This is a genomic window from Vibrio sp. Vb0888, assembly GCF_033338835.1.
In the GTDB taxonomy this organism is placed as follows: Bacteria; Pseudomonadota; Gammaproteobacteria; order Enterobacterales; family Vibrionaceae; genus Vibrio; species Vibrio alginolyticus.
Genome location: NZ_JAWOTL010000009.1, coordinates 1 through 18,864, shown reverse-complemented (window position 1 = coordinate 18,864; position 18,864 = coordinate 1). Strand labels below are relative to the sequence as shown.

The 18,864-nt window shown below is 42.7% G+C and carries 18 protein-coding genes; 11 read left to right on the top strand and 7 right to left on the bottom strand.

All coding sequences use genetic code 11. From position 1 onward, the window contains the following. Positions 1-2: 2 nt before the first annotated feature. Together bcsQ and R7P72_RS13945 are read right to left on the bottom strand one after the other, a co-directional pair. Positions 3-782, bottom strand: a complete 780-nt coding sequence (gene bcsQ, locus R7P72_RS13950) for a cellulose biosynthesis protein BcsQ (protein ID WP_005382068.1) — start codon at positions 780-782, stop codon at positions 3-5. Next, positions 779-976, bottom strand: a complete 198-nt coding sequence (locus R7P72_RS13945; RefSeq protein ID WP_021034149.1) for a hypothetical protein — start codon at positions 974-976, stop codon at positions 779-781. Before R7P72_RS13945 ends, bcsQ begins: the two co-directional genes overlap by 4 nt. Before the next feature lie 470 nt (positions 977-1,446). On the opposite strand from R7P72_RS13945, the gene bcsE reads away from it, so the two are divergent. The 6 genes from bcsE (at position 1,447) to R7P72_RS13915 (ending at position 7,164) form a co-directional block, all read left to right on the top strand. Beyond that, on the top strand, positions 1,447-3,030 hold the full coding sequence (gene bcsE, locus R7P72_RS13940) for a cellulose biosynthesis protein BcsE (protein ID WP_053303303.1): 1,584 nt from the start codon (positions 1,447-1,449) through the stop codon (positions 3,028-3,030). After that, on the top strand, positions 3,027-3,203 hold the full coding sequence (locus R7P72_RS13935) for a hypothetical protein (protein ID WP_017819966.1): 177 nt from the start codon (positions 3,027-3,029) through the stop codon (positions 3,201-3,203). The genes bcsE and R7P72_RS13935 overlap by 4 nt, the downstream gene beginning before the upstream one ends. Then, on the top strand, positions 3,203-4,828 hold the full coding sequence (gene bcsG / locus R7P72_RS13930; RefSeq protein WP_025767002.1) for a cellulose biosynthesis protein BcsG: 1,626 nt from the start codon (positions 3,203-3,205) through the stop codon (positions 4,826-4,828). Before R7P72_RS13935 ends, bcsG begins: the two co-directional genes overlap by 1 nt. Before the next feature lie 153 nt (positions 4,829-4,981). Next, the gene (locus R7P72_RS13925) at positions 4,982-5,899 is read left to right on the top strand and encodes an SPFH domain-containing protein (RefSeq protein ID WP_005382060.1); all 918 of its coding nucleotides are present in this window, start codon (positions 4,982-4,984) and stop codon (positions 5,897-5,899) included. A 3-nt stretch (positions 5,900-5,902) separates the two neighbouring features. Continuing rightward, complete coding sequence (locus R7P72_RS13920; RefSeq protein WP_017634826.1) at positions 5,903-6,364, top strand: NfeD family protein; 462 nt, start codon at positions 5,903-5,905, stop codon at positions 6,362-6,364. Between the two features lie 617 nt (positions 6,365-6,981). Then, a complete protein-coding gene (locus tag R7P72_RS13915; RefSeq protein ID WP_213907346.1) occupies positions 6,982-7,164 on the top strand; it encodes a hypothetical protein in 183 nt (60 codons plus the stop codon). Positions 7,165-7,204: 40 nt separating this feature from the next. On the opposite strand, the gene R7P72_RS13910 is transcribed toward R7P72_RS13915, so the two are convergent. The 3 genes from R7P72_RS13910 to zipA all read right to left on the bottom strand — a co-directional run bounded on the left by R7P72_RS13910 (position 7,205) and on the right by zipA (position 12,185). Beyond that, a complete protein-coding gene (locus tag R7P72_RS13910; protein WP_318110628.1) occupies positions 7,205-8,614 on the bottom strand; it encodes a porin in 1,410 nt (469 codons plus the stop codon). 511 nt (positions 8,615-9,125) lie between these two features. Beyond that, complete coding sequence (gene ligA / locus R7P72_RS13905) at positions 9,126-11,138, bottom strand: NAD-dependent DNA ligase LigA (RefSeq protein WP_017819968.1); 2,013 nt, start codon at positions 11,136-11,138, stop codon at positions 9,126-9,128. Positions 11,139-11,228: 90 nt separating this feature from the next. Next, entirely contained in the window at positions 11,229-12,185 is a 957-nt protein-coding gene (zipA, locus tag R7P72_RS13900) for a cell division protein ZipA (RefSeq protein ID WP_017819969.1), read from the bottom strand. A 251-nt stretch (positions 12,186-12,436) separates the two neighbouring features. Between zipA and cysZ the strand changes: the two genes are divergently transcribed. The 5 genes from cysZ (at position 12,437) to crr (ending at position 17,367) form a co-directional block, all read left to right on the top strand. After that, positions 12,437-13,180 (top strand): sulfate transporter CysZ, encoded by a 744-nt coding sequence (gene cysZ / locus R7P72_RS13895; protein WP_025767003.1) that lies wholly within the window; start codon positions 12,437-12,439, stop codon positions 13,178-13,180. A gap of 164 nt (positions 13,181-13,344) precedes the next feature. After that, positions 13,345-14,313, top strand: a complete 969-nt coding sequence (cysK, locus tag R7P72_RS13890; RefSeq protein ID WP_005382045.1) for a cysteine synthase A — start codon at positions 13,345-13,347, stop codon at positions 14,311-14,313. Between the two features lie 300 nt (positions 14,314-14,613). After that, complete coding sequence (locus R7P72_RS13885) at positions 14,614-14,871, top strand: HPr family phosphocarrier protein (RefSeq protein WP_005382043.1); 258 nt, start codon at positions 14,614-14,616, stop codon at positions 14,869-14,871. 140 nt (positions 14,872-15,011) lie between these two features. Then, positions 15,012-16,736: a phosphoenolpyruvate-protein phosphotransferase PtsI gene (gene ptsI, locus R7P72_RS13880; RefSeq protein WP_005382042.1), complete on the top strand. Its 1,725-nt coding sequence runs from the start codon at positions 15,012-15,014 to the stop codon at positions 16,734-16,736. A gap of 121 nt (positions 16,737-16,857) precedes the next feature. Further along, on the top strand, positions 16,858-17,367 hold the full coding sequence (gene crr / locus R7P72_RS13875; protein ID WP_005382041.1) for a PTS glucose transporter subunit IIA: 510 nt from the start codon (positions 16,858-16,860) through the stop codon (positions 17,365-17,367). Positions 17,368-17,461: 94 nt separating this feature from the next. Here the strand turns inward: crr and R7P72_RS13870 are convergent, their stop codons facing one another. Together R7P72_RS13870 and R7P72_RS13865 are read right to left on the bottom strand one after the other, a co-directional pair. Next, positions 17,462-18,586, bottom strand: coding sequence for a flagellin (locus tag R7P72_RS13870; protein ID WP_005382040.1), 1,125 nt, complete (start codon positions 18,584-18,586; stop codon positions 17,462-17,464). 116 nt (positions 18,587-18,702) lie between these two features. Then, positions 18,703-18,864, bottom strand: a 162-nt coding sequence (locus R7P72_RS13865) for a flagellin (protein ID WP_254845721.1), incomplete at its 5' end; no start/stop codon positions are given.

Genomic DNA, 18,864 nt, shown 5'->3' with positions numbered 1-18,864 from the left:
AATTAGCTTTGGTCCTGAGCGCTTGATAACGCTGATACACACCAAAAAGCAAAAGACTGAAAATCTTTTGCGGCTTGGCTCGATGGCGAATAGTGTTGAACGGTCGTCAGGTTTGCCACACATTCAAGCAATGCCGTATCTCGATGAATCGAAACAGGAATCAAGGATTCGCTAAGTTCCTTTTTCAGCACCAACATGAAATCACGACCAATTTCGGTTTCTGGCTGATATTTATTCACCAAAAAACGTAATTTATCAGAGCGAAGCAATCTCGATAGCTCTTCATGTTGTAGCCAAGATTGAAGAGTGAGATAACTCAGGGCGTCTGCCGTTACCACCACCACAATCATATCCATTGAGTCGACAAAAGATCGCACTTCAGGATCAGTAAGCTCTGCTAAGTCGGCGTGAAAAAGCAGCCACTGCTCACCACGGTTTTCGCTCACTTGCAACGTCATTTCACCTAGCATTGATAGATAGTGAGAACGCTCATTAAAAAACGCTTTTAACTGCTCAGAATTCAGATGGCCAAACGGTAAAAAAAGTGCACCTTGTGGGCTTTCATAACCAGCCTGGGTCCAAGGCTTATCTAAAAGAAGTTGTTTCGCCCAGCCTCCTTGCTCTTCCCTCGGCAAGCCAAGATGAGCTTGCAGTAAACTATTAGGCACCACCTCAATGGCCAGTACCTGTTTATTTATCTTAACTAACGCTTGTGCCAAATTCGCAGCGACGGTCGTTGAGCCACAGCCGCCTTTTAAACTAACAAATAGAAGGCGCTTCATATCGCTTCCGTTTCTGAATTTTTCTGCGTATTACGTACCAAAGATAGAACATTACGAGCACCGTTGGCTTTGAAGACTTGCCACTTATTTTTAACTTGTACGTAAGACTCGTTTTCTGTTGTTTCAATATACGTGTATTGAGTTAAGTTATAAGAAGAGTAGATCGAATTAATATCTTTTGCAGACTCAGTCATAGAATTTTTCACAATGTAACGGAGCTTAAACTGAGATAACAGCAATCCCGCCACTATCATTTTCAGTATAAATTCCATTGTTAAAAAATTGACGCATCGACCTATGCGTCTCATATTTATAGAACGATGATGAATGTGAATAAGTTTATTTATAGCCCATATAAATAACAAAGGCCTAAATAATATTTAACTTCAGAAAAAAGGATTACAATAATGAATTGTTACCATCCATTTAATACACATAAGAAATTTAAATATTTTAAATGAGAATCATAGACTTAGAGACTATTGATTTTAAACTCATAAACATCATGTGAAGCACATGCTATAACTATTTTAATTTCTGATCAATTTCGTTTAATATCTTAGCGTCATTTTCTTGTCACTAAGAAAATCAAAATTGTAACGATTAGCATACAACGGATTGTGAGCTTCACAAAACACATTAAGTTATTGATTTAAGGCTCTTTATGTCATCACTCTCTGAATCATCTGCTATTAAAAACGAACGAGAGATAAACTCTGTTTATGTAAACTTATTTACTCATAAACAGATGCTTATTGATTATTTGTTCAGTACACTACCGGAAAATGACAACACTTCACTTACAAGCTTTACAGACAAAGAAACTTTTTTGTCCACATTGAATGATGAAGCCTTAATGAAATTCAATGACTTATCTAAAACCCACCTTGAACAGTGTTTTTTTCTTAGTCATAAATTCACAAAAAAAACACCCAAAGCTATAAATCTTGCTAAAGACATTCACCAAACGAACATAAAGAAGTTTTCTACATGTCTATTAGTTGTTCCAGACTCGCTACTATCATCAACTAATGATGATTTTATAAGTGTCTTTCTACAAAGCTTAAATGAGCTGGCAAATAATAAAAAAATCACTATTAGTGTTTGTATATATGGGCATCTGACGACTTCACTATTAAAGCCCATTCTTATTTCTCATAATAGACACATTGCAGGTTTGGCGACCATGACATCATTAGATGACGCTCGCTACTGCTATCTTGTGGATTTTTGGTCCAATAAACACGGTGTAATTACCCAACACGAATACATTCTCACTAAAACTAAAGATAAAACACTAAAAGCAACGTCTTACGAAACGCATCAATCTCATGTCATGCCAGAAGACAAATCGGATAGCGATAGAATCTATGTCAGCAGAAGAGCTTTCAGAGAAAGCGTGAAAGCCCCAAAAGGGATGCGTGTGGCAGAGAGCAATCAAGGACTCATAGCGATGCTAGACAACCCTCGCTCTTCAACTATTGTTTTCAGCTGTGATAACCAAAGCGAAGTTCAACAGATCGCGTTAGATTGCTACCGTTTAAGGTCCGCGTATGGCCGTCAGCTAAAGATTATTGTCAGGGAGACCCAACAATGTCTGAGATATGCAGATGAAAAGTTCTTACTTCGCTCGGGGGCAAACTTCATTTCTCACGCGCAAATCCCCCCAATGCGCTTTATGACTCAGGTTGAAGCAATTCAAGGCCAGATGCTTACACGCCCAATTCCTGACAGTTTAGAGGCGCTCTTAAAGTATGACCTTAAGTTTGGTAGCAAAGGCTACTTACAAAACCAGGACTTTAGCCAATACTGTATTGACGTCATTTCCCACTCAACACACTCAAATGTGAACTTTGCGCTTATCAAGCTGAACTTATTACCAGGTATGACGGCAGAGGAATGTTTACGTCTTTGCCATATTCGAAGAGATGGCGACGTTGTGACAGCCTGCAACAAAGCTCTATATGTCTTGTTCAGTGCTATTCGACATAGCGATATTGATATTGCACTCAACAATATATTTGAGTTCCCAGTGAGAGACTTATTTCATTCAACTCACACGTTTGATACTCAATTAGATATCGAAACAGAGTTAAAATTCATCGTTCAAGATGAAGCCGTCATATCCGACGACGTTTCAGCTCTGGCGACAGAGAGGAAAATATTCCATACCGCCACTAACTCCATTACTGATGTTCCTCCTTTGTTTGCTGTGAAAAAAACCATCGAGCTCAAGGAGCGTTCATGAATATTAACGATTTTTTACTGACCGTGATTATCAGCTCAGGTATTGGCCTACTCCTAGGATACTTTATCCGTGACCTAGTAAACGCTACCCGACGCTTTTACCACAAGCACTTAAAACGCTCGCGCTATTTTGAGCTAGATACATCAGCCACTAATACTAAGAAGCTTAAGTAATGATATCGCATTCTCATGACTCTACCCCCTCTACTATAGGATTGGGCTGGTGGAATATTTACTTTATCGCAAAAACAGCGCTCTATTTTCAAGGAATCATCGATTTCCATCCAATAGAAAACTTTGCGCTGTTGATCTTCATCCTGCTTCCTATCTCGATGAAAAGCCTAAATGCGGTACGTCATATCGTTGTATTTGTCGCCGCAGCGTGGCTCTTGCATTACGATTCTTACCTACCTCCTCTAGACCGTCTTTGGGCTCAAGCGGGACAGTTAATGCAGTTTGAATTGAGTTATCTGGTCGAGCTTTTGGGACGATTTTTATCATTCCAAGCAATACTCGGATTGCTCGCTTTGTGTGGTGCGTACTTTATTTTGAGCAAGTTCGTTAGAGTTTCAGTCTTTGTGGTTATTGCGATGGTCTATATAAGTATTCCTATGACGACTGAACCTCAGACAACAGTGGCTGCAGAAGTAGCTCAACAACAGCCGACAACCGAGGTTACTGCTAGCAAACAACCTCAAATAACGGAAATTAATGATGCCAGTTTCAACACGTTAACTGCAGATTTCTTTTCTAAAGAAGCTTCTCGACGTGTGGCATTCGATACCAACAGCGCAATGGATGCTCCTTTCGATTTGTTGTTCTTGAGTATTTGCTCGGTCGCGTGGGATGACATCGAAATTGCAGGACTGGCCGATCATCCTCTATTCAAAGAATTTGACATCATGTTCGACAACTTTAGCTCTGCAACGTCATACAGCGGGCCTGCGGTCATTCGTCTGTTACGAGCCAATTGTGGTCAACAGGAACACAGTCAACTGTTCCAGCCAGCACCATCAAAGCAGTGCTACTTGTTCGAAAGTTTGAAAGAGCTAGGCTTCACAGAAAATTTACTGATGAACCACAATGGTGTCTTTGATAGCTTCCTTGAATTGATCAAAAAAGACGGCGACTTACAAGCGGCTCTTATGTCTCAAGAAGACTTAACTCCTTACCAAAAATCTTTTGATGGCTCTTCGATCTTCCGCGATAAGCAAGTATTGGATAACTGGTGGCAGCAAAGACTTAACAGTAGTGACGACAAAGTCGTGGCACTCTACAACTCAATTTCACTACATGATGGCAACAGGATCATCAATGCGAATTCAAGCACATCTATTGCTAGCTACAAAATGCGCCTTAAGAATTTGCTTGATGACCTCCACGCGTTCTTTAAAACCTTAGAGTCCTCAAAACGCAACATCGTTGTCGCTTTGGTACCAGAACATGGTGGTGGAATGCGAGGAGACCGCATGCAAATTTCGGGTATGCGAGAAATTCCTGCACCGACAATCATTCATACACCGGTAGGAATTAAAATCTTCGGAGAAGGAATTCAGCGTCAGGGCGACACCGAACACGTAAGCGAGCCATCTAGCTATCTGGCATTGTCGCAGCTCGTTTCGAATATCCTGGATAAAAACATTTATCAAAGTAAGACGTTTAGCCCTTCAATATTGACAGAGAACCTACCAGAAACACGAGTTGTCGCGCAGAACTCAGGCTCTACTGTGATTGAAGTACAAGGGAAATATTATGTTTCTCTTGATGGTTCAAGTTGGATTGAATACCCCGCAAAATAGCGAGAGTAAAACCATGCAATGACAAAGGCCGGTGTTTCCGGCCTTTGTCATATAAAAAACCAATAACCTCTCAAAGGTCTCAGAACTTCAATTGTCTATTGTCTATAAATAGGTAAAAATGGATCGAATATTATGCACTTAAGGGAATAACTCATGCCAATTGATTCACTGATCACCATCGGTATTTTCGTCGTTCTTGCTGTCGTTATCTTATCTTCAGCCATTAAAACGGTTCCGCAAGGAAACAACTGGACAGTTGAACGCTTCGGACGCTACACCCACACATTAAAGCCGGGTTTAAACTTGATCATTCCATTCGTTGATAAAGTTGGTCAAAAAGTAAACATGATGGAGCGCGTTCTCGATATTCCTGCGCAAGAGGTCATTTCAAAAGATAACGCTAACGTGGTTATTGACGCTGTCGGATTTGTTCAAGTGATCGATGCTGCAAAAGCGGCTTATGAAGTCAACGACTTAGAACACGCTATTAGAAACTTGACCCTTACGAACATTCGTACCGTTTTAGGTTCAATGGAACTGGACGAAATGCTGAGCCAACGCGACATGATCAACTCTAAGCTGTTGGCGATTGTTGACCAAGCAACAAACCCTTGGGGCGTAAAAGTCACACGAATTGAGATTAAAGATGTCCAGCCACCAGCCGATCTGACCGCTGCAATGAATGCGCAAATGAAAGCCGAGCGTAATAAGCGTGCGGAAATTCTTGAAGCAGAAGGGGTTCGCCAAGCTGAGATATTAAAGGCCGAAGGTCATAAACAATCAGAGATATTAAAAGCTGAAGGCGAAAAGCAGTCTGCTATTCTCCATGCAGAAGCACGTGAGCGTGCCGCGCAAGCAGAAGCAAAAGCGACTTACATGGTTTCCGAAGCCATTGCAAAAGGTGACATGCAAGCCGTCAATTACTTCATTGCACAGGGTTATACCGAAGCGATCAAGAGCATTGGTCAAGCCGAAAATGGTAAAATCATTATGCTTCCATTAGAAGCAACCGGACTAATGGGCTCGGTTGCAGGGATAGCAGAAATGTTTAAACAGCAAGATAAAGAATAATTTATGGACTTTTTTAGTTTGTTGGAAGGTATCTCTTTCTGGCATTGGCTAGCGTTTGGCTTTGCTCTTTTAGCAGTTGAGCTACTTGGTACCGCAGGGTATTTTCTCTGGCTCGGGATGTCTGCACTTATCGTTGGAGCACTCATGACCGTTTTGCCAATGAGCTGGCAATTGCAATGGCTTTGCTTTGCAAGCTTCAGCTTAATCACCACCTGGCTTTGGTGGCGACGACAATGGTCTAAAGACAAGCAAGAAGACCAAGAAAGAGATCTGAACCAAAAGTACAAGCAGTTAATTGGGCGTACTCTTATCCTTGAAGAAGACTTTTCCGTCGGGCTCAATCGCATCAAGGTAGCCGATACCACATGGTCCGCACAATCGGATCAAGCACTTCCAGCCGGTACCCGCGTAAGAATCACCGATGTTGAAGGTATTATTTTAATCATTGAGCCTGATTCTAATTAATTTATGCCAAAGTAATGGGGCAAATCATGCTCCATTACTTTAATCTAAACAACTGCTTTCATTTCATTACCTTAATTAAAATCGAGAAAAAAATAAGTATTAGTAATATTATTAATACCCTACCTACCATTTCCTATTATTTAATTATTCAACACACGACAATCAATAAGATAGAAATATATCTAGGTAAATTATCGATCTAAATTTATTTTAAAAAATAAAACTTTATTGAATTATTTTTTGATCTTTTTATCCTCGGATACATACTTAACGCATAAGCATTTAAGTTGAGTGCTTTTTATTTGGTAAGTAAGAGGATGTACTATGAATAAGCTTCTCTTTCTAATGTTGTGCGGTATTTTTTCTTTTTCTTCCTTTGCCTACAACAACGGAAACGGCGGTACAACTAATTTGGGACCTATAGTCGAATGTAAGATGCCAAGTGGCGACGTTACGAATATTCCAAGTGAAATGTGTCGATTTAGAGGTGGGGAATGGGAATAGTAAAGAAGTAAGAGCTTAGTTTGATATAATAGCCCTATTCAACCTTGCCTTTCTGCGTAGTCACGGTTTATACAAGCACGTAGATATTTAAAGTTTATATTAAGGTGATTATTATGAGATTTTTATCTGGTCTATTAGTAATGTCTTTTGCCATAATTCCGTTAACCACTCATGCTAATGGTGCATCCGGTGGTCGTACGTTAGGCCCAGAGATAAAGTGTGAGTTGCCAAACGGTAATGTACATATGTTGCCACCGTTATATTGCAAAATATACGACGGCCGAGAAGTGAAATAGAAAAGGAGCCTAGCGGCTCCTTTTATTATCTAATTAAGTATTAGTGGAAGCTGTAAGGGATAAGAACTTGTAGACGTAAGTCTGTTTCATCCGCATCGCTAGCACCTGCGTACTCATCACGTTCTAGGATTGTACCGTGTAAACGAATGGTAGAACCTTTAAGCGCGCCACTTTGTAGTGAGTAAGATACTGTTGCGTTAACTGCGTATTCGCTTTCGTAATCCCAGTCACCTGATGCTCCGCTTGCTGCAGAGTCAGCGCCAGTACCGTAACCAAAGCCTAGGTAGTAGTTCCAGCCGTTACCTTGGTTGTAAGATAGACGGTTGTACCATGCTAGCTCACCCGCTTTGTTCCAGTCAGACAGCGCGTCCCACCACTGAGACCAAGTACCATTGTTCATACCATATGTATGAATAGTACGAGGAACGAAGTCCGCACGGTTATCTGTGTCTGTGTAGCGCAACTCAGACATCCAAGCTAGCTTGCCGAAAGATTGATTCAAAGATAGACCAGTGTGGAAACCTAGACCATCGTATTTCACATCATCGTCAACACCGTAGAAATCAAATGCTAGAGTTGTACGGTCACTAACAGTGTACTTCAAGTAAGCCTTGTAAGAAGTGTTGTCAGTTTCGTTGTGGTAGCTAGTTACTTGACCTGCACCCCAGTCAACACCATTTGCATATTGAACGCCAGTAGCTTGACCCAAACCAAGTTGCATAAACAAGCTGTCAGTTAGGTTACCGTTTAGGCCCAGAGAGTGTAGGTAGCTCCATGAAGTGTCAGACCAAAGCGCTGGTGCGTAATCATCTTCGTGAAGCAGCCAAGGTGCTGTAAATTGGTCTGCGCCAAAGTAGCTTAGGTTGAAATCACCAAGTTTAGCGTTTAGTTCGAAACCACGGTAAGTACCAGGTACAAAGCTCCAAACGTTACCGATTGTACCGTTACCACCAGCCTGTAACATACCGAAACGAGCATTAAAGTTTTCGTTTGCTTTGAATTTCAGCGCTGCTTTGTAAACTTTAAGCTGCTGACCATCACCTGCACCCCAGTCTAGGTTGTTACAAGTTGAGATTTCGTTACATAGGTAGCCTTCGTTTGAATTGTAAAGACTATCGTTGTAAAGATCGCCAGAGTAGTAAGCCGCAACATCTGCGCCCACCCAACCATCGTGGTAGCCAGAAGTGAAGTCTAAAATTGCGTTGTAAGAAGAGTAGTTTAGACGACTCCAACGGTCACCATTTTCACCGCCGGGCTTACCTGTTGTACGAGTTCGTGAACGAGTATCAACTATGAATAATGCATTCAGACTTGAGTCTTGCATAAATTCGTTCACTTTCTCTACGTACTCGCCACCTGCTGCACTTTCAGTAGACGCTGTAGCTGGAGCGACAGCAACAACACCAAACATTGCTGCGGTTAACGCTGAAACCTTAAAAAATTTGTCCATGGAAAAACTCCTAAAAATGGATATAGCTGTATTTTTCTATCTCACCTTTAGTTGGCCGCCGAAGGAGAGAAGTAAATTCCTGATCAAACCTCATTATTTCTAATTTGGCTTTTTTTTAGTTCCTGCATACACACCGTGTATCCACGTGATTAAGACTAACTTCGCAGCTAAAAACATCCAAATGGAACTTATTTTTTTTCTAAAAAAATATGAGCCACTCCAAAGTTCCATATAACTTATTGATCCAGATCTTATTTTTAACAACACCAACACAAATCAACAAAATATCATTTAAAATCAAACATTTAAATTTAGCCTGAAAGTATCAACTTGAAGTCACTCGCAGACTAAAAAAGCCAAAAAAACCAATAACCCAAGGTTCGATCTTGATCACTGAAAAGAACAAAGGCATCAATTACTCAATAAAAAAACACTTAATTATGGACAAGAAAAAGCCCCGCATGCTTACCATACGGGGCTTTTAGTTATTTTTTAGCTTTTTTGAGAAGACTTAATTCATCAATTCGAGTAAGTCTTGTTCTGTTTTAATTTCGATACCCAGTTCTTGTGCCTTTGCGAGCTTCGAACCTGCATTTTCACCAGCAAACAAAATATCGGTTTTCTTAGAAACACTACCCGTCACTTTAGCCCCCAGTGCTTGGAGGGCTTCTTTGGCTTCTGTACGCCCCAGTTGAGAAAGTGTTCCCGTTAATACTACTGTTTTACCTTCTAATGGTAATTCCCCCACCTGCTCAGTAGTATTAATCTCTGGCCAATGAATTCCTTGTTCAAGCAAATCTTTAACCACCGCTTGGTTCTGTTCTTCACTAAAGAAAGTCGTAATATGTTGAGCAACCACAGCACCGATGTCTTGCACTTCAATCAACTGCTCTTCGGTAGCATTTTGGATCGCTCCCAACGTTTTAAAGTGCATTGCTAAGTTTGCTGCGGTTGCCTCGCCAACTTCACGGATCCCCAGTGAATACAAAAACCGAGGTAAAGTTGTTTCTTTGGATTTTTCTAACGCATTCACAATATTCTGCGCAGACTTTGGCCCCATGCGATCTAGTACGGTTAAAATCCCCGCTGATAACTTAAATAAGTCAGCAGGAGTTTTCACCATCTCACGATCAACAAGCTGCTCGATCACTTTATCGCCTAAACCGTCAACGTCTAACGCTTTACGAGAAACAAAGTGTTTTAGCGCTTGTTTGCGTTGGGCTTGGCAAACTAAGCCCCCCATACAACGTGTTACCGCTTCTCCTTCGATCCGCTCAACATGCGAACCACAAACAGGACACTGAGTTGGGAAAACAATATCTCGAGCTGTTTCTGGTCGGCGCTCTTTGATGACAGAAACGACTTGCGGAATAACATCGCCAGCACGGCGGATCACAACGTGATCACCAATCTTGACTTGCAGACGTTCTATCTCATCTGCGTTATGAAGCGTCGCATTACTTACCGTTACCCCACCAACAAATACAGGCTCTAGTTTAGCAACAGGTGTAATCGCACCAGTGCGACCGACTTGGAACTCCACTTCATTCAGTGTCGTCATTTCTTCCTGAGCTGGAAATTTGTAGGCAATCGCCCAACGTGGAGCGCGAGCAACAAAACCCAGACGCTCTTGCACGGCAATATCGTCAATTTTAATAACGACACCATCGATCTCATAAGGGAGGGCATCACGACGCTGCAATATATCTTGGTAGTAAGCTTTTACATCCGCCAAGCTTTCAACTCGCTTAGTTTCCGGACACATTGGCAGTCCCCAAGATTTGATTTGCAAAAAGCGTTCGTAATGACTTGCTGCCAATTCTGCACCTTGCACCACGCCTACACTGTATGCATAGAAGCTAAGCGGACGAGAAGCCGTAATACGTGAATCCAATTGTCGTAAGCTACCTGCCGCAGCGTTACGTGGATTAACAAAGATTTTCTCGCCTTTCTTCCTTGCTAATTCATTGAGCTTTTCAAACCCAGCTTTCGGCATAAAGACTTCACCACGAACTTCAAGACGATTTGGCCAGTCATTACCTCTGAGTTTTAAAGGAATAGCTTTAATCGTACGCACATTCTCTGTGATGTTTTCACCCGTAGTACCATCGCCTCGAGTGGCCGCCTGAACTAAAACGCCATTCTCATATAACAAACTTACGGCGAGTCCATCCAATTTAGGCTCACAACAGTATTCTTTCACACTCTGGCTGCCCACGCGCTCTTGTGCGCGCTTGTGGAAACTATCGAGTTCACTATCATCAAACGCGTTATCAAGCGAAAGCATCGGTACTTCATGTGTCACTTGGCTAAACGCAGAGAGAGGTTGCCCACCGACACGTTGGCTTGGCGAGTCTACGGTTATTAAGTCAGGGTTCTCAGCTTCAATATCCAGTAACTCTCGCATTAAACGGTCGTACTCGGCATCAGGGATCTCTGGGTTATCTTCCACGTAGTAACGCACAGCGTGGTAATGCAACGACTCTTTTAGTTCTTCTAGTCGCTGAAGTACTGATTCAGACATAGTAAAGCCCCGTGTATTTTCAATCGGTGAGGTTGGGAAATCCAAGAAAAAGGGCTCCATCCGGAGCCCTATTATTATTTGCTGTTAAGATTATGCGTTAGCGGCATTAAACTCAACTATTTGACGTCGATAAGATGCTAAACGATCTGGCGTCATTAAGTTGCGCTGGTCATCAAGTACGTTACCACCTAAGTCATCAGCAATTTGCTGCGCAGTTCGGAGCATTAAGTTGAAGTTCTGTTCAGCCTCGCCATAACAAGGCAATGTCATGAAGAATGAAATACCCTTCGTTGTAAACTCAGCAGGATCAGCATGTTCAAACGTACCAGGGTGCATCATATTAGCGACGCTAAACAGCACTTTGCCGTTACCGGACAAGTCGACATGACGATGGAAAATATCCATCTCGCCATAAATTAGACCGTTTTGTTGCATACTTTCAAATAAAGCAGTACCAACAAATGGCTCTTCACCAGCACAGTGCACATTCAATACAATCACTTGCATTTCAGGTTCTGGCTTTGGCTCTTCCTTAGGCTCTGCAACGACAGGCTCACTAACCGTTTCGACTTGCTGTTCTTTCTCCGTAATATCAAACGCGGCGGGAATAACTTCTTCTTCCACAGCAGGCTGGAATGGCTCTTCAGCTACTGTTGCTTGAACAACAGGCTCAACGTCCTCTTCTTTATCTTTTTCTGCAACAAATGAAGGGATGTCATCCGGCTCCTGCTGCGTCTGTTTGACTTCAGATGGACCACCGAATAACGGGTCAGATTCAAACTTGTTGTCGAAAGAACTCGCCATCCCAAAATCTGGTTCTTTGCGATCTTTGCGAATGATCTCAAAGTCATCTTCAGGAGCGGGAGCGAAGTCTCGTTCTTTCTCAACAAGATCATTTTTGTCTTCTTGGTCAACATCCAGCTTACCAAGTGGCTTGTTACCAAACTTTGCTTTGCCTTCTTTTTTACTGCTCCATAAACCATGAAACAGTAATGCCGCGATGGCTAATGCGCCAACAACAATGAGTACGAATCGCAATTCCTGCATTATTTACTCTCAATATACTTGTTTTTACTACTCGCAGTTCCTTGAGCAGCAACCCAAGTGCAATAAATCTGAATGATACGTTTACTTTACCAAAACTATATGTAGATTTAGAACAACTTAATGCAAGAAGTTCCGTTTTTTGTTGTGATTCTTGCCACGATTCCACTTAACAAGACGTCATTTGTCAGGGCTTTGAAAGAAAAGTCCTCACAGGTACAATGAGTTTTCATTTACACGAAGCCAAAATAGACATGAAGAAAAACAATCAGCAGAGAACCGGGTTCGGTTATTTTCTATACGGGATACAATTGGCACTAGCCCCTAAAATCAGGCGCTTTGTCATCTTACCTCTACTTGCAAATATCTTGCTTGTAGGTGGTGCCATCTTCTATCTATTTTCAAACCTTAATATATGGATAGAAGGCTGGATTGGGCAGCTGCCTGAGTTTTTATCCTGGTTAACTTACATTCTTTGGCCTTTACTCGCTCTAACGATACTCGCTACCTTCTCCTATTTTTTCAGCACGCTCGCGAACTTTATCGCCGCGCCATTCAATGGCCTCTTGGCTGAAAAAGTGGAAGAGTACTTAACGGGACAAAAAGTAAATGATGATGGTTTCACTGCCGTCCTGAAAGATGTTCCTCGCGTTTTAGCTCGTGAGTGGAGAAAGCTCCTTTACATTTTACCTAAAGCAATAGGCCTATTCCTGTTATTGCTCATCCCTGCCCTTGGACAAACAGTAGGCCCATTTTTATGGTTTATCTTTACCGCCTGGATGCTCGCGATTCAATATTGTGACTACCCGTTTGATAACCACAAAATCCCATTTAACGACATGCGTTACAAATTGAAACAAAAGCAAGGTAAGGCCTATGGCTTTGGGGTATTGGTGTCTGTATTTACGACGATCCCAATTTTGAACCTCATTGTCATGCCTGTAGCAATATGTGGTGCAACCGCTATGTGGGTCGCGGAGTTTAAGCACCAACGATAGTCGATTAGAGATTAAGGAAAGGGATCAGCGCCAGCTTTTCCCTTTTCTTTTATCAAGTTCTGGGCCAACCTAATAAGATATAACTTTTTAATCCTTTTCCCTTTTTTTCATACCGCATATTCTTCTATCCATATTCACACAACGTGTAATGAAGGAACATCACTATGAGCAAAATCTACGAAGATAACTCTCTTACTATTGGTAATACACCTCTCGTTCGTCTAAACAAAGTAAGTAAAGGCAAAGTTCTCGCGAAAATTGAAGCGCGTAACCCTAGCTTCAGTGTTAAGTGCCGTATCGGTGCAAACATGATTTGGGAAGCAGAGAAAGCGGGCCTTCTTAAGCCAGGTGTAGAGCTTGTAGAACCTACCAGTGGTAACACAGGTGTTGCTCTAGCATTCGTAGCGGCTGCTCGCGGTTACAAGCTAACATTGACCATGCCTGAATCAATGAGCCTAGAACGCCGTAAGCTACTAAAAGCACTAGGCGCGAACCTTGAGCTGACTGAAGCGGCGAAAGGCATGAAAGGGGCGATTGCTAAAGCAGAAGAAATCGTAGCAAGCAACCCTGAGAAGTACCTACTTCTTCAACAATTTGACAACCCAGCGAACCCAGAAATCCACGAAAAGACTACGGGCCCTGAGATTTGGGAAGCGACAGACGGTGAAATCGACGTATTCGTTGCTGGTGTTGGTACGGGCGGTACTATCACAGGTACAAGCCGTTACATCAAAGGTGAAAAAGGCAAAGCCATCACTTCTGTTGCAGTTGAGCCAGCAGAGTCTCCGGTTATTGCACAAGCACTTGCTGGCGAAGAAATCCAACCTGCCCCACACAAAATTCAAGGTATCGGTGCTGGTTTCATCCCTGGTAACCTCGATTTAGACATTATTGACCGTGTTGAGCAAGTTACCTCAGAAGAAGCGATTGAGATGGCTCGTCGCCTAATGGAAGAGGAAGGTATCCTAGCTGGTATCTCATCTGGCGCAGCGGTTGTTGCAGCGAACCGACTTGCGGAACTACCTGAATTTGAAGGAAAAACAATTGTAACTGTCTTGCCAAGTTCCGGTGAGCGTTACCTAAGTACAGCACTCTTTGCAGGTATCTTTACCGAAAAAGAGAACCAACAATAATATGTGTTCAAATCAATTTTTAGTTTAAAAAAGCCCCGTTTAGGGGCTTTTTTGTTGATCCCTGCCCTACCTTTGGTAATATCAGGGTGTTTTATTTCTAGCTTCAAAATAAAGAAGCAGAACACAAAAAGGTTTCAAAGTGATTACGCACGCAAACAGTTGCGTAGTTACCAAACTTTTGACTAGTATCAGAACTGACGCGCTTTGAACTCTTCCCGTGCTAGCGCACAAGATGTAAAGCAGTTAAGCTAAAATCTGGTCACAAACTAACAAAAAAATACATTTATTGGGGTATATCACATGTACGAGAAGCAAGTAGAAATCACAGCAGAAAACGGCCTTCACACTCGTCCAGCTGCACAGTTTGTTAAAGAAGCGAAAGCATTCGACGCAGACATCACTGTGACTTCTAACGGTAAAAGCGCTAGCGCTAAGAGCCTGTTCAAACTACAAACACTAGGCCTAGTAAAAGGTACTCAAGTTACTATTTCTGCTGAAGGCCCACAAGCTCAGCAAGCAGTTGACCACCTAGTTGCTCTAATGGACCAACTACACTAATCCGGTCTCCTACTCCAGAAGCCATTTTGTGAAAGCAAAATGGCTTCGTTGGAAATAGGCTCAAAACTAAGCTAAAACTATTCGTTAGCGCACCCATTATTCTCCCGTTTTATAAAGTTGACCAAACTTAAGGTAAGGCTATGATTTCAGGCATCCTAGCATCTCCTGGTATTGCAATCGGTAAAGCACTACTACTTCAAGAAGATGAAATTGTCCTAAACACAAACACTATTTCTGACGATCAAGTAGAAGCTGAAGTTCAGCGTTTCTTTGACGCTCGTAACAAATCTGCAGCTCAGCTAGAAACTATCAAGCAAAAAGCGCTTGAAACGTTTGGCGAAGAAAAAGAAGCGATCTTTGAAGGTCACATCATGCTTCTTGAAGACGAAGAGCTAGAAGAGGAAATCCTAGCACTTATCAAAAACGACAAGATGACTGCTGATCACGCTATCCACTCAGTGATCGAAGAGCAAGCATGTGCTCTTGAGTCTCTAGACGACGAATACTTAAAAGAGCGTGCAACTGACATCCGCGATATCGGTTCTCGTTTTGTTAAGAACGCACTAGGCATCAACATTGTTTCGCTTAGCGATATCAACGAAGAAGTAATTCTTGTTGCTTACGACCTAACGCCATCTGAAACTGCGCAAATTAACCTAGACTACGTGCTTGGTTTTGCTTGTGATATCGGCGGTCGTACATCTCACACTTCAATCATGGCTCGCTCACTTGAGCTTCCAGCTATCGTTGGTACTAACGACATCACGAAGAAAGTTAAGAATGGCGACATGCTGATTCTTGACGCAATGAACAACAAGATTGTTGTCAACCCATCAGAAGCTGAGCTAGAAGAAGCGAAAGCGGTTAAAGCAGCATTCCTAGCTGAAAAAGAAGAGCTAGCGAAACTGAAAGACCTACACGCAGAAACGACTGACGGTCATCGTGTAGAAGTTTGCGGTAACATCGGTACAGTGAAAGACTGTGACGGTATCCTTCGTAACGGCGGTGAAGGTGTTGGTCTGTACCGTACTGAATTCCTATTTATGGACCGTACTGCGCTACCAACTGAAGAAGAACAGTACCAAGCGTACAAAGAAGTTGCGGAAGCAATGAACGGTCAAGCTGTGATCATCCGTACTATGGATATCGGCGGCGATAAAGATCTCCCATACATGGATCTTCCAAAAGAGATGAACCCATTCCTAGGCTGGCGCGCTGTACGTATCAGTCTAGATCGTCGTGAAATCCTTCGTGATCAGCTTCGTGGCATTCTACGTGCTTCTGCACACGGCAAACTGCGTATCATGTTCCCAATGATCATCTCTGTCGAAGAAATCCGTGAGCTTAAGAAAGCCATCGAAGAGTACAAAGAAGAGCTACGCGCTGAAGGCCACGTGTTCGACGAAAACATCGAAATCGGTGTTATGGTTGAAACTCCTGCTGCTGCTGCGATCGCACACCACTTAGCGAAGGAAGTGTCTTTCTTCTCTATCGGTACAAACGACCTAACTCAGTACACGCTAGCGGTTGACCGTGGTAACGAGATGATTTCTCACCTATACAACCCACTATCACCAGCTGTACTTACTGTGATCAAGCAAGTTATCGACGCTTCTCACGCAGAAGGTAAATGGACTGGTATGTGTGGTGAACTTGCAGGTGACGAGCGTGCAACACTTCTACTTCTAGGTATGGGTCTGGACGAGTTCTCAATGAGCGGCATTTCAATCCCTAAAGTGAAGAAAGTAGTTCGTAACTCTAACTTCGCAGAAGTGAAAGCAATGGCTGAAGAAGCCCTTTCTCTACCGACAGCAGAAGAAATCGAAGCCGTGGTAGAAAAGTTTATTGCTGAGAAAGCTCAGTAATCGGTAGTACCAAGTAATTCAATACTTAATGGCCATTAGACGGCGAAAAAAGTCGTCTAATGAGCTATATTGGTATACTATAATTCGACAGAATAAAACCAAACCTTAGGAGCATGACACAATGGGTCTGTTTGACAAACTTAAGAAGCTTGTATCTGATGACAGCGCTGACGCTGGTGCTATCGAAATCATCGCGCCACTTTCTGGTGAGATTGTAAACATCGAAGACGTGCCAGATGTTGTTTTCGCTGAGAAAATCGTTGGTGACGGTATTGCTATCAAGCCAGCAGGCAACAAAATGGTAGCTCCTGTAAACGGTACTATCGGTAAGATCTTCGAAACTAACCATGCGTTCTCTATCGAGTCTGACGACGGTGTTGAGCTTTTCGTTCACTTCGGTATCGACACAGTTGAACTAAAAGGCGAAGGCTTCACGCGTATCGCTGAAGAAGGTCAAACTGTTAAAGCTGGCGACACTGTAATTGAATTCGATCTAGCTCTTCTAGAAGAGAAAGCGAAGTCAACGCTAACTCCAGTTGTTATCTCTAACATGGACGAAATCAAAGAGCTAAACAAGCTTTCTGGTTCTGTAACTGTTGGTGAAACTCCAGTTCTACGTGTAACTAAGTAATTTTTACTTAATCGAACACGAAAAAAACGCTGCCAATGGCAGCGTTTTTTATTATCTGACTTTTTTCTGAGCGATGGGCATCGCTGAAACCCGCTCAGCTAAGTAATCCAAGTGCCGAACTCGGCCTTTGCTTTGCCTGAGCCAATAACGCAGTTGTCGCATCTTGGAGCACTTGAGAACGCACCATTTCCGTAGATTCTCTTGCGAAGTCTGTATCTCTTATTCGACTCTTGGATTCTGTAACACTCCGATTCACAGTATTTAAGTTATCCATCGAGCCGTTTACACGGTTCTGAAAGCTGCCAATTTCACTCCGGTGCGAATCAACATACTTAATTGCTGCATCAATCACCCCAATTGAAAGCTGCGCCTTACCTGCCGTCGACATATCGATGTCATCCATTGTGACTAATTGACCAGCGCTCACATCAAGCTCATCCGCTAAACTCCCATCGAGAACCACACCCTCTGGCGCCTTCATCGTAGAAGCGAAGAATTGCAGTTCGTTGTTTTCCGTTACTGAAGCATTCACTATCGATTGTTGAGCATTGATGTAAGTGGCGACCTGTTCTATACGGTCACCCAATTTGAGTCCAATGGATTCCGTTTGGGTTTGCCCTTTACTGTCTTGGTATTCGACTTTTAGGGTTTGGTTATCTTTAGTGACTCGCCAATCTTTATCGACCGCATCACCAACATAATGCTGCCCTCCCATCTCTGGGATATGGCTACGCATGTTACGTAACGTCAAAGAGATTGAATTAGCGTTCGCGCCAATATGGAAACTTTGTGAACCGTAAGATCCATCAAACAGGTTTTTATCCGCAAATGTTGTCGTGATCGCGACACGATCAAGCTCATCTTGCAGCGCTACGACCTCATATTGAATACTTTGCCGATCACTTGAGTCATAACTGCCGTTTGCTGCTTGAAGCCCCAGAGAGCGTAAGCGTTGCAATATGTCACTGCTTTCGTGCAATGCTCCCTCCGCTGTTTGAGCAACAGAAAAAGCGTCGTGCGCATTTCTTAAGGCGACATCAAGCCCTCTCGTTTGTACATGGAGAGTATTCGATATCTGTAAACCTGCCGCATCATCGCTCGCCGAGTTGATTCGAAACCCCGAAGTTAGGTTGCGTTGTGACTCAACATTTTGCGCAGCTGCTTGACTCAGGTGTCTCTGCGCCACCATCGCAGAAACATTGGAATTTAAAGAGATCATCTAATCGATATGAATGCCTTATCGAACATACTGTCAGGACACATCTGAATCGTTATAGCCAATAAGCAAAAAGCCAGGGATGAGCCTGGCTTTGGTTTCTTGCTTTGTTAAATTGATTAACCTAGCAGACTTAGCGCTGAGTTAGGCGCTTGTTTCGCTTGCGCAAGGATTGAGCTTGACGCTTGCGATAGAATTTGTGATTTGGTCATTGCCGTCGTTTCTTTCGCGAAATCTGTATCTTTGATACGGCTCTTCGACGCATTCACGTTCTCGTTAAT

What these genes read in the sequence shown, in the direction of transcription:
- R7P72_RS13945 (WP_021034149.1), bottom strand. Translation starts at nt 976, where the DNA reads ATGACTGAGTCTGCAAAAGATATTAATTCGATCTACTCTTCTTATAAC.
- ligA (WP_017819968.1), bottom strand. Translation starts at nt 11,138, where the DNA reads ATGTCTGAATCAGTACTTCAGCGACTAGAAGAACTAAAAGAGTCGTTG.
- bcsQ (WP_005382068.1), bottom strand. Translation starts at nt 782, where the DNA reads ATGAAGCGCCTTCTATTTGTTAGTTTAAAAGGCGGCTGTGGCTCAACG.
- R7P72_RS13935 (WP_017819966.1), top strand. Translation starts at nt 3,027, where the DNA reads ATGAATATTAACGATTTTTTACTGACCGTGATTATCAGCTCAGGTATT.
- R7P72_RS13915 (WP_213907346.1), top strand. Translation starts at nt 6,982, where the DNA reads ATGAGATTTTTATCTGGTCTATTAGTAATGTCTTTTGCCATAATTCCG.
- crr (WP_005382041.1), top strand. Translation starts at nt 16,858, where the DNA reads ATGGGTCTGTTTGACAAACTTAAGAAGCTTGTATCTGATGACAGCGCT.
- R7P72_RS13910 (WP_318110628.1), bottom strand. Translation starts at nt 8,614, where the DNA reads ATGGACAAATTTTTTAAGGTTTCAGCGTTAACCGCAGCAATGTTTGGT.
- R7P72_RS13870 (WP_005382040.1), bottom strand. Translation starts at nt 18,586, where the DNA reads ATGATCTCTTTAAATTCCAATGTTTCTGCGATGGTGGCGCAGAGACAC.
- cysK (WP_005382045.1), top strand. Translation starts at nt 13,345, where the DNA reads ATGAGCAAAATCTACGAAGATAACTCTCTTACTATTGGTAATACACCT.
- R7P72_RS13920 (WP_017634826.1), top strand. Translation starts at nt 5,903, where the DNA reads ATGGACTTTTTTAGTTTGTTGGAAGGTATCTCTTTCTGGCATTGGCTA.
- zipA (WP_017819969.1), bottom strand. Translation starts at nt 12,185, where the DNA reads ATGCAGGAATTGCGATTCGTACTCATTGTTGTTGGCGCATTAGCCATC.
- bcsG (WP_025767002.1), top strand. Translation starts at nt 3,203, where the DNA reads ATGATATCGCATTCTCATGACTCTACCCCCTCTACTATAGGATTGGGC.
- R7P72_RS13885 (WP_005382043.1), top strand. Translation starts at nt 14,614, where the DNA reads ATGTACGAGAAGCAAGTAGAAATCACAGCAGAAAACGGCCTTCACACT.
- ptsI (WP_005382042.1), top strand. Translation starts at nt 15,012, where the DNA reads ATGATTTCAGGCATCCTAGCATCTCCTGGTATTGCAATCGGTAAAGCA.
- R7P72_RS13925 (WP_005382060.1), top strand. Translation starts at nt 4,982, where the DNA reads ATGCCAATTGATTCACTGATCACCATCGGTATTTTCGTCGTTCTTGCT.
- bcsE (WP_053303303.1), top strand. Translation starts at nt 1,447, where the DNA reads ATGTCATCACTCTCTGAATCATCTGCTATTAAAAACGAACGAGAGATA.
- cysZ (WP_025767003.1), top strand. Translation starts at nt 12,437, where the DNA reads ATGAAGAAAAACAATCAGCAGAGAACCGGGTTCGGTTATTTTCTATAC.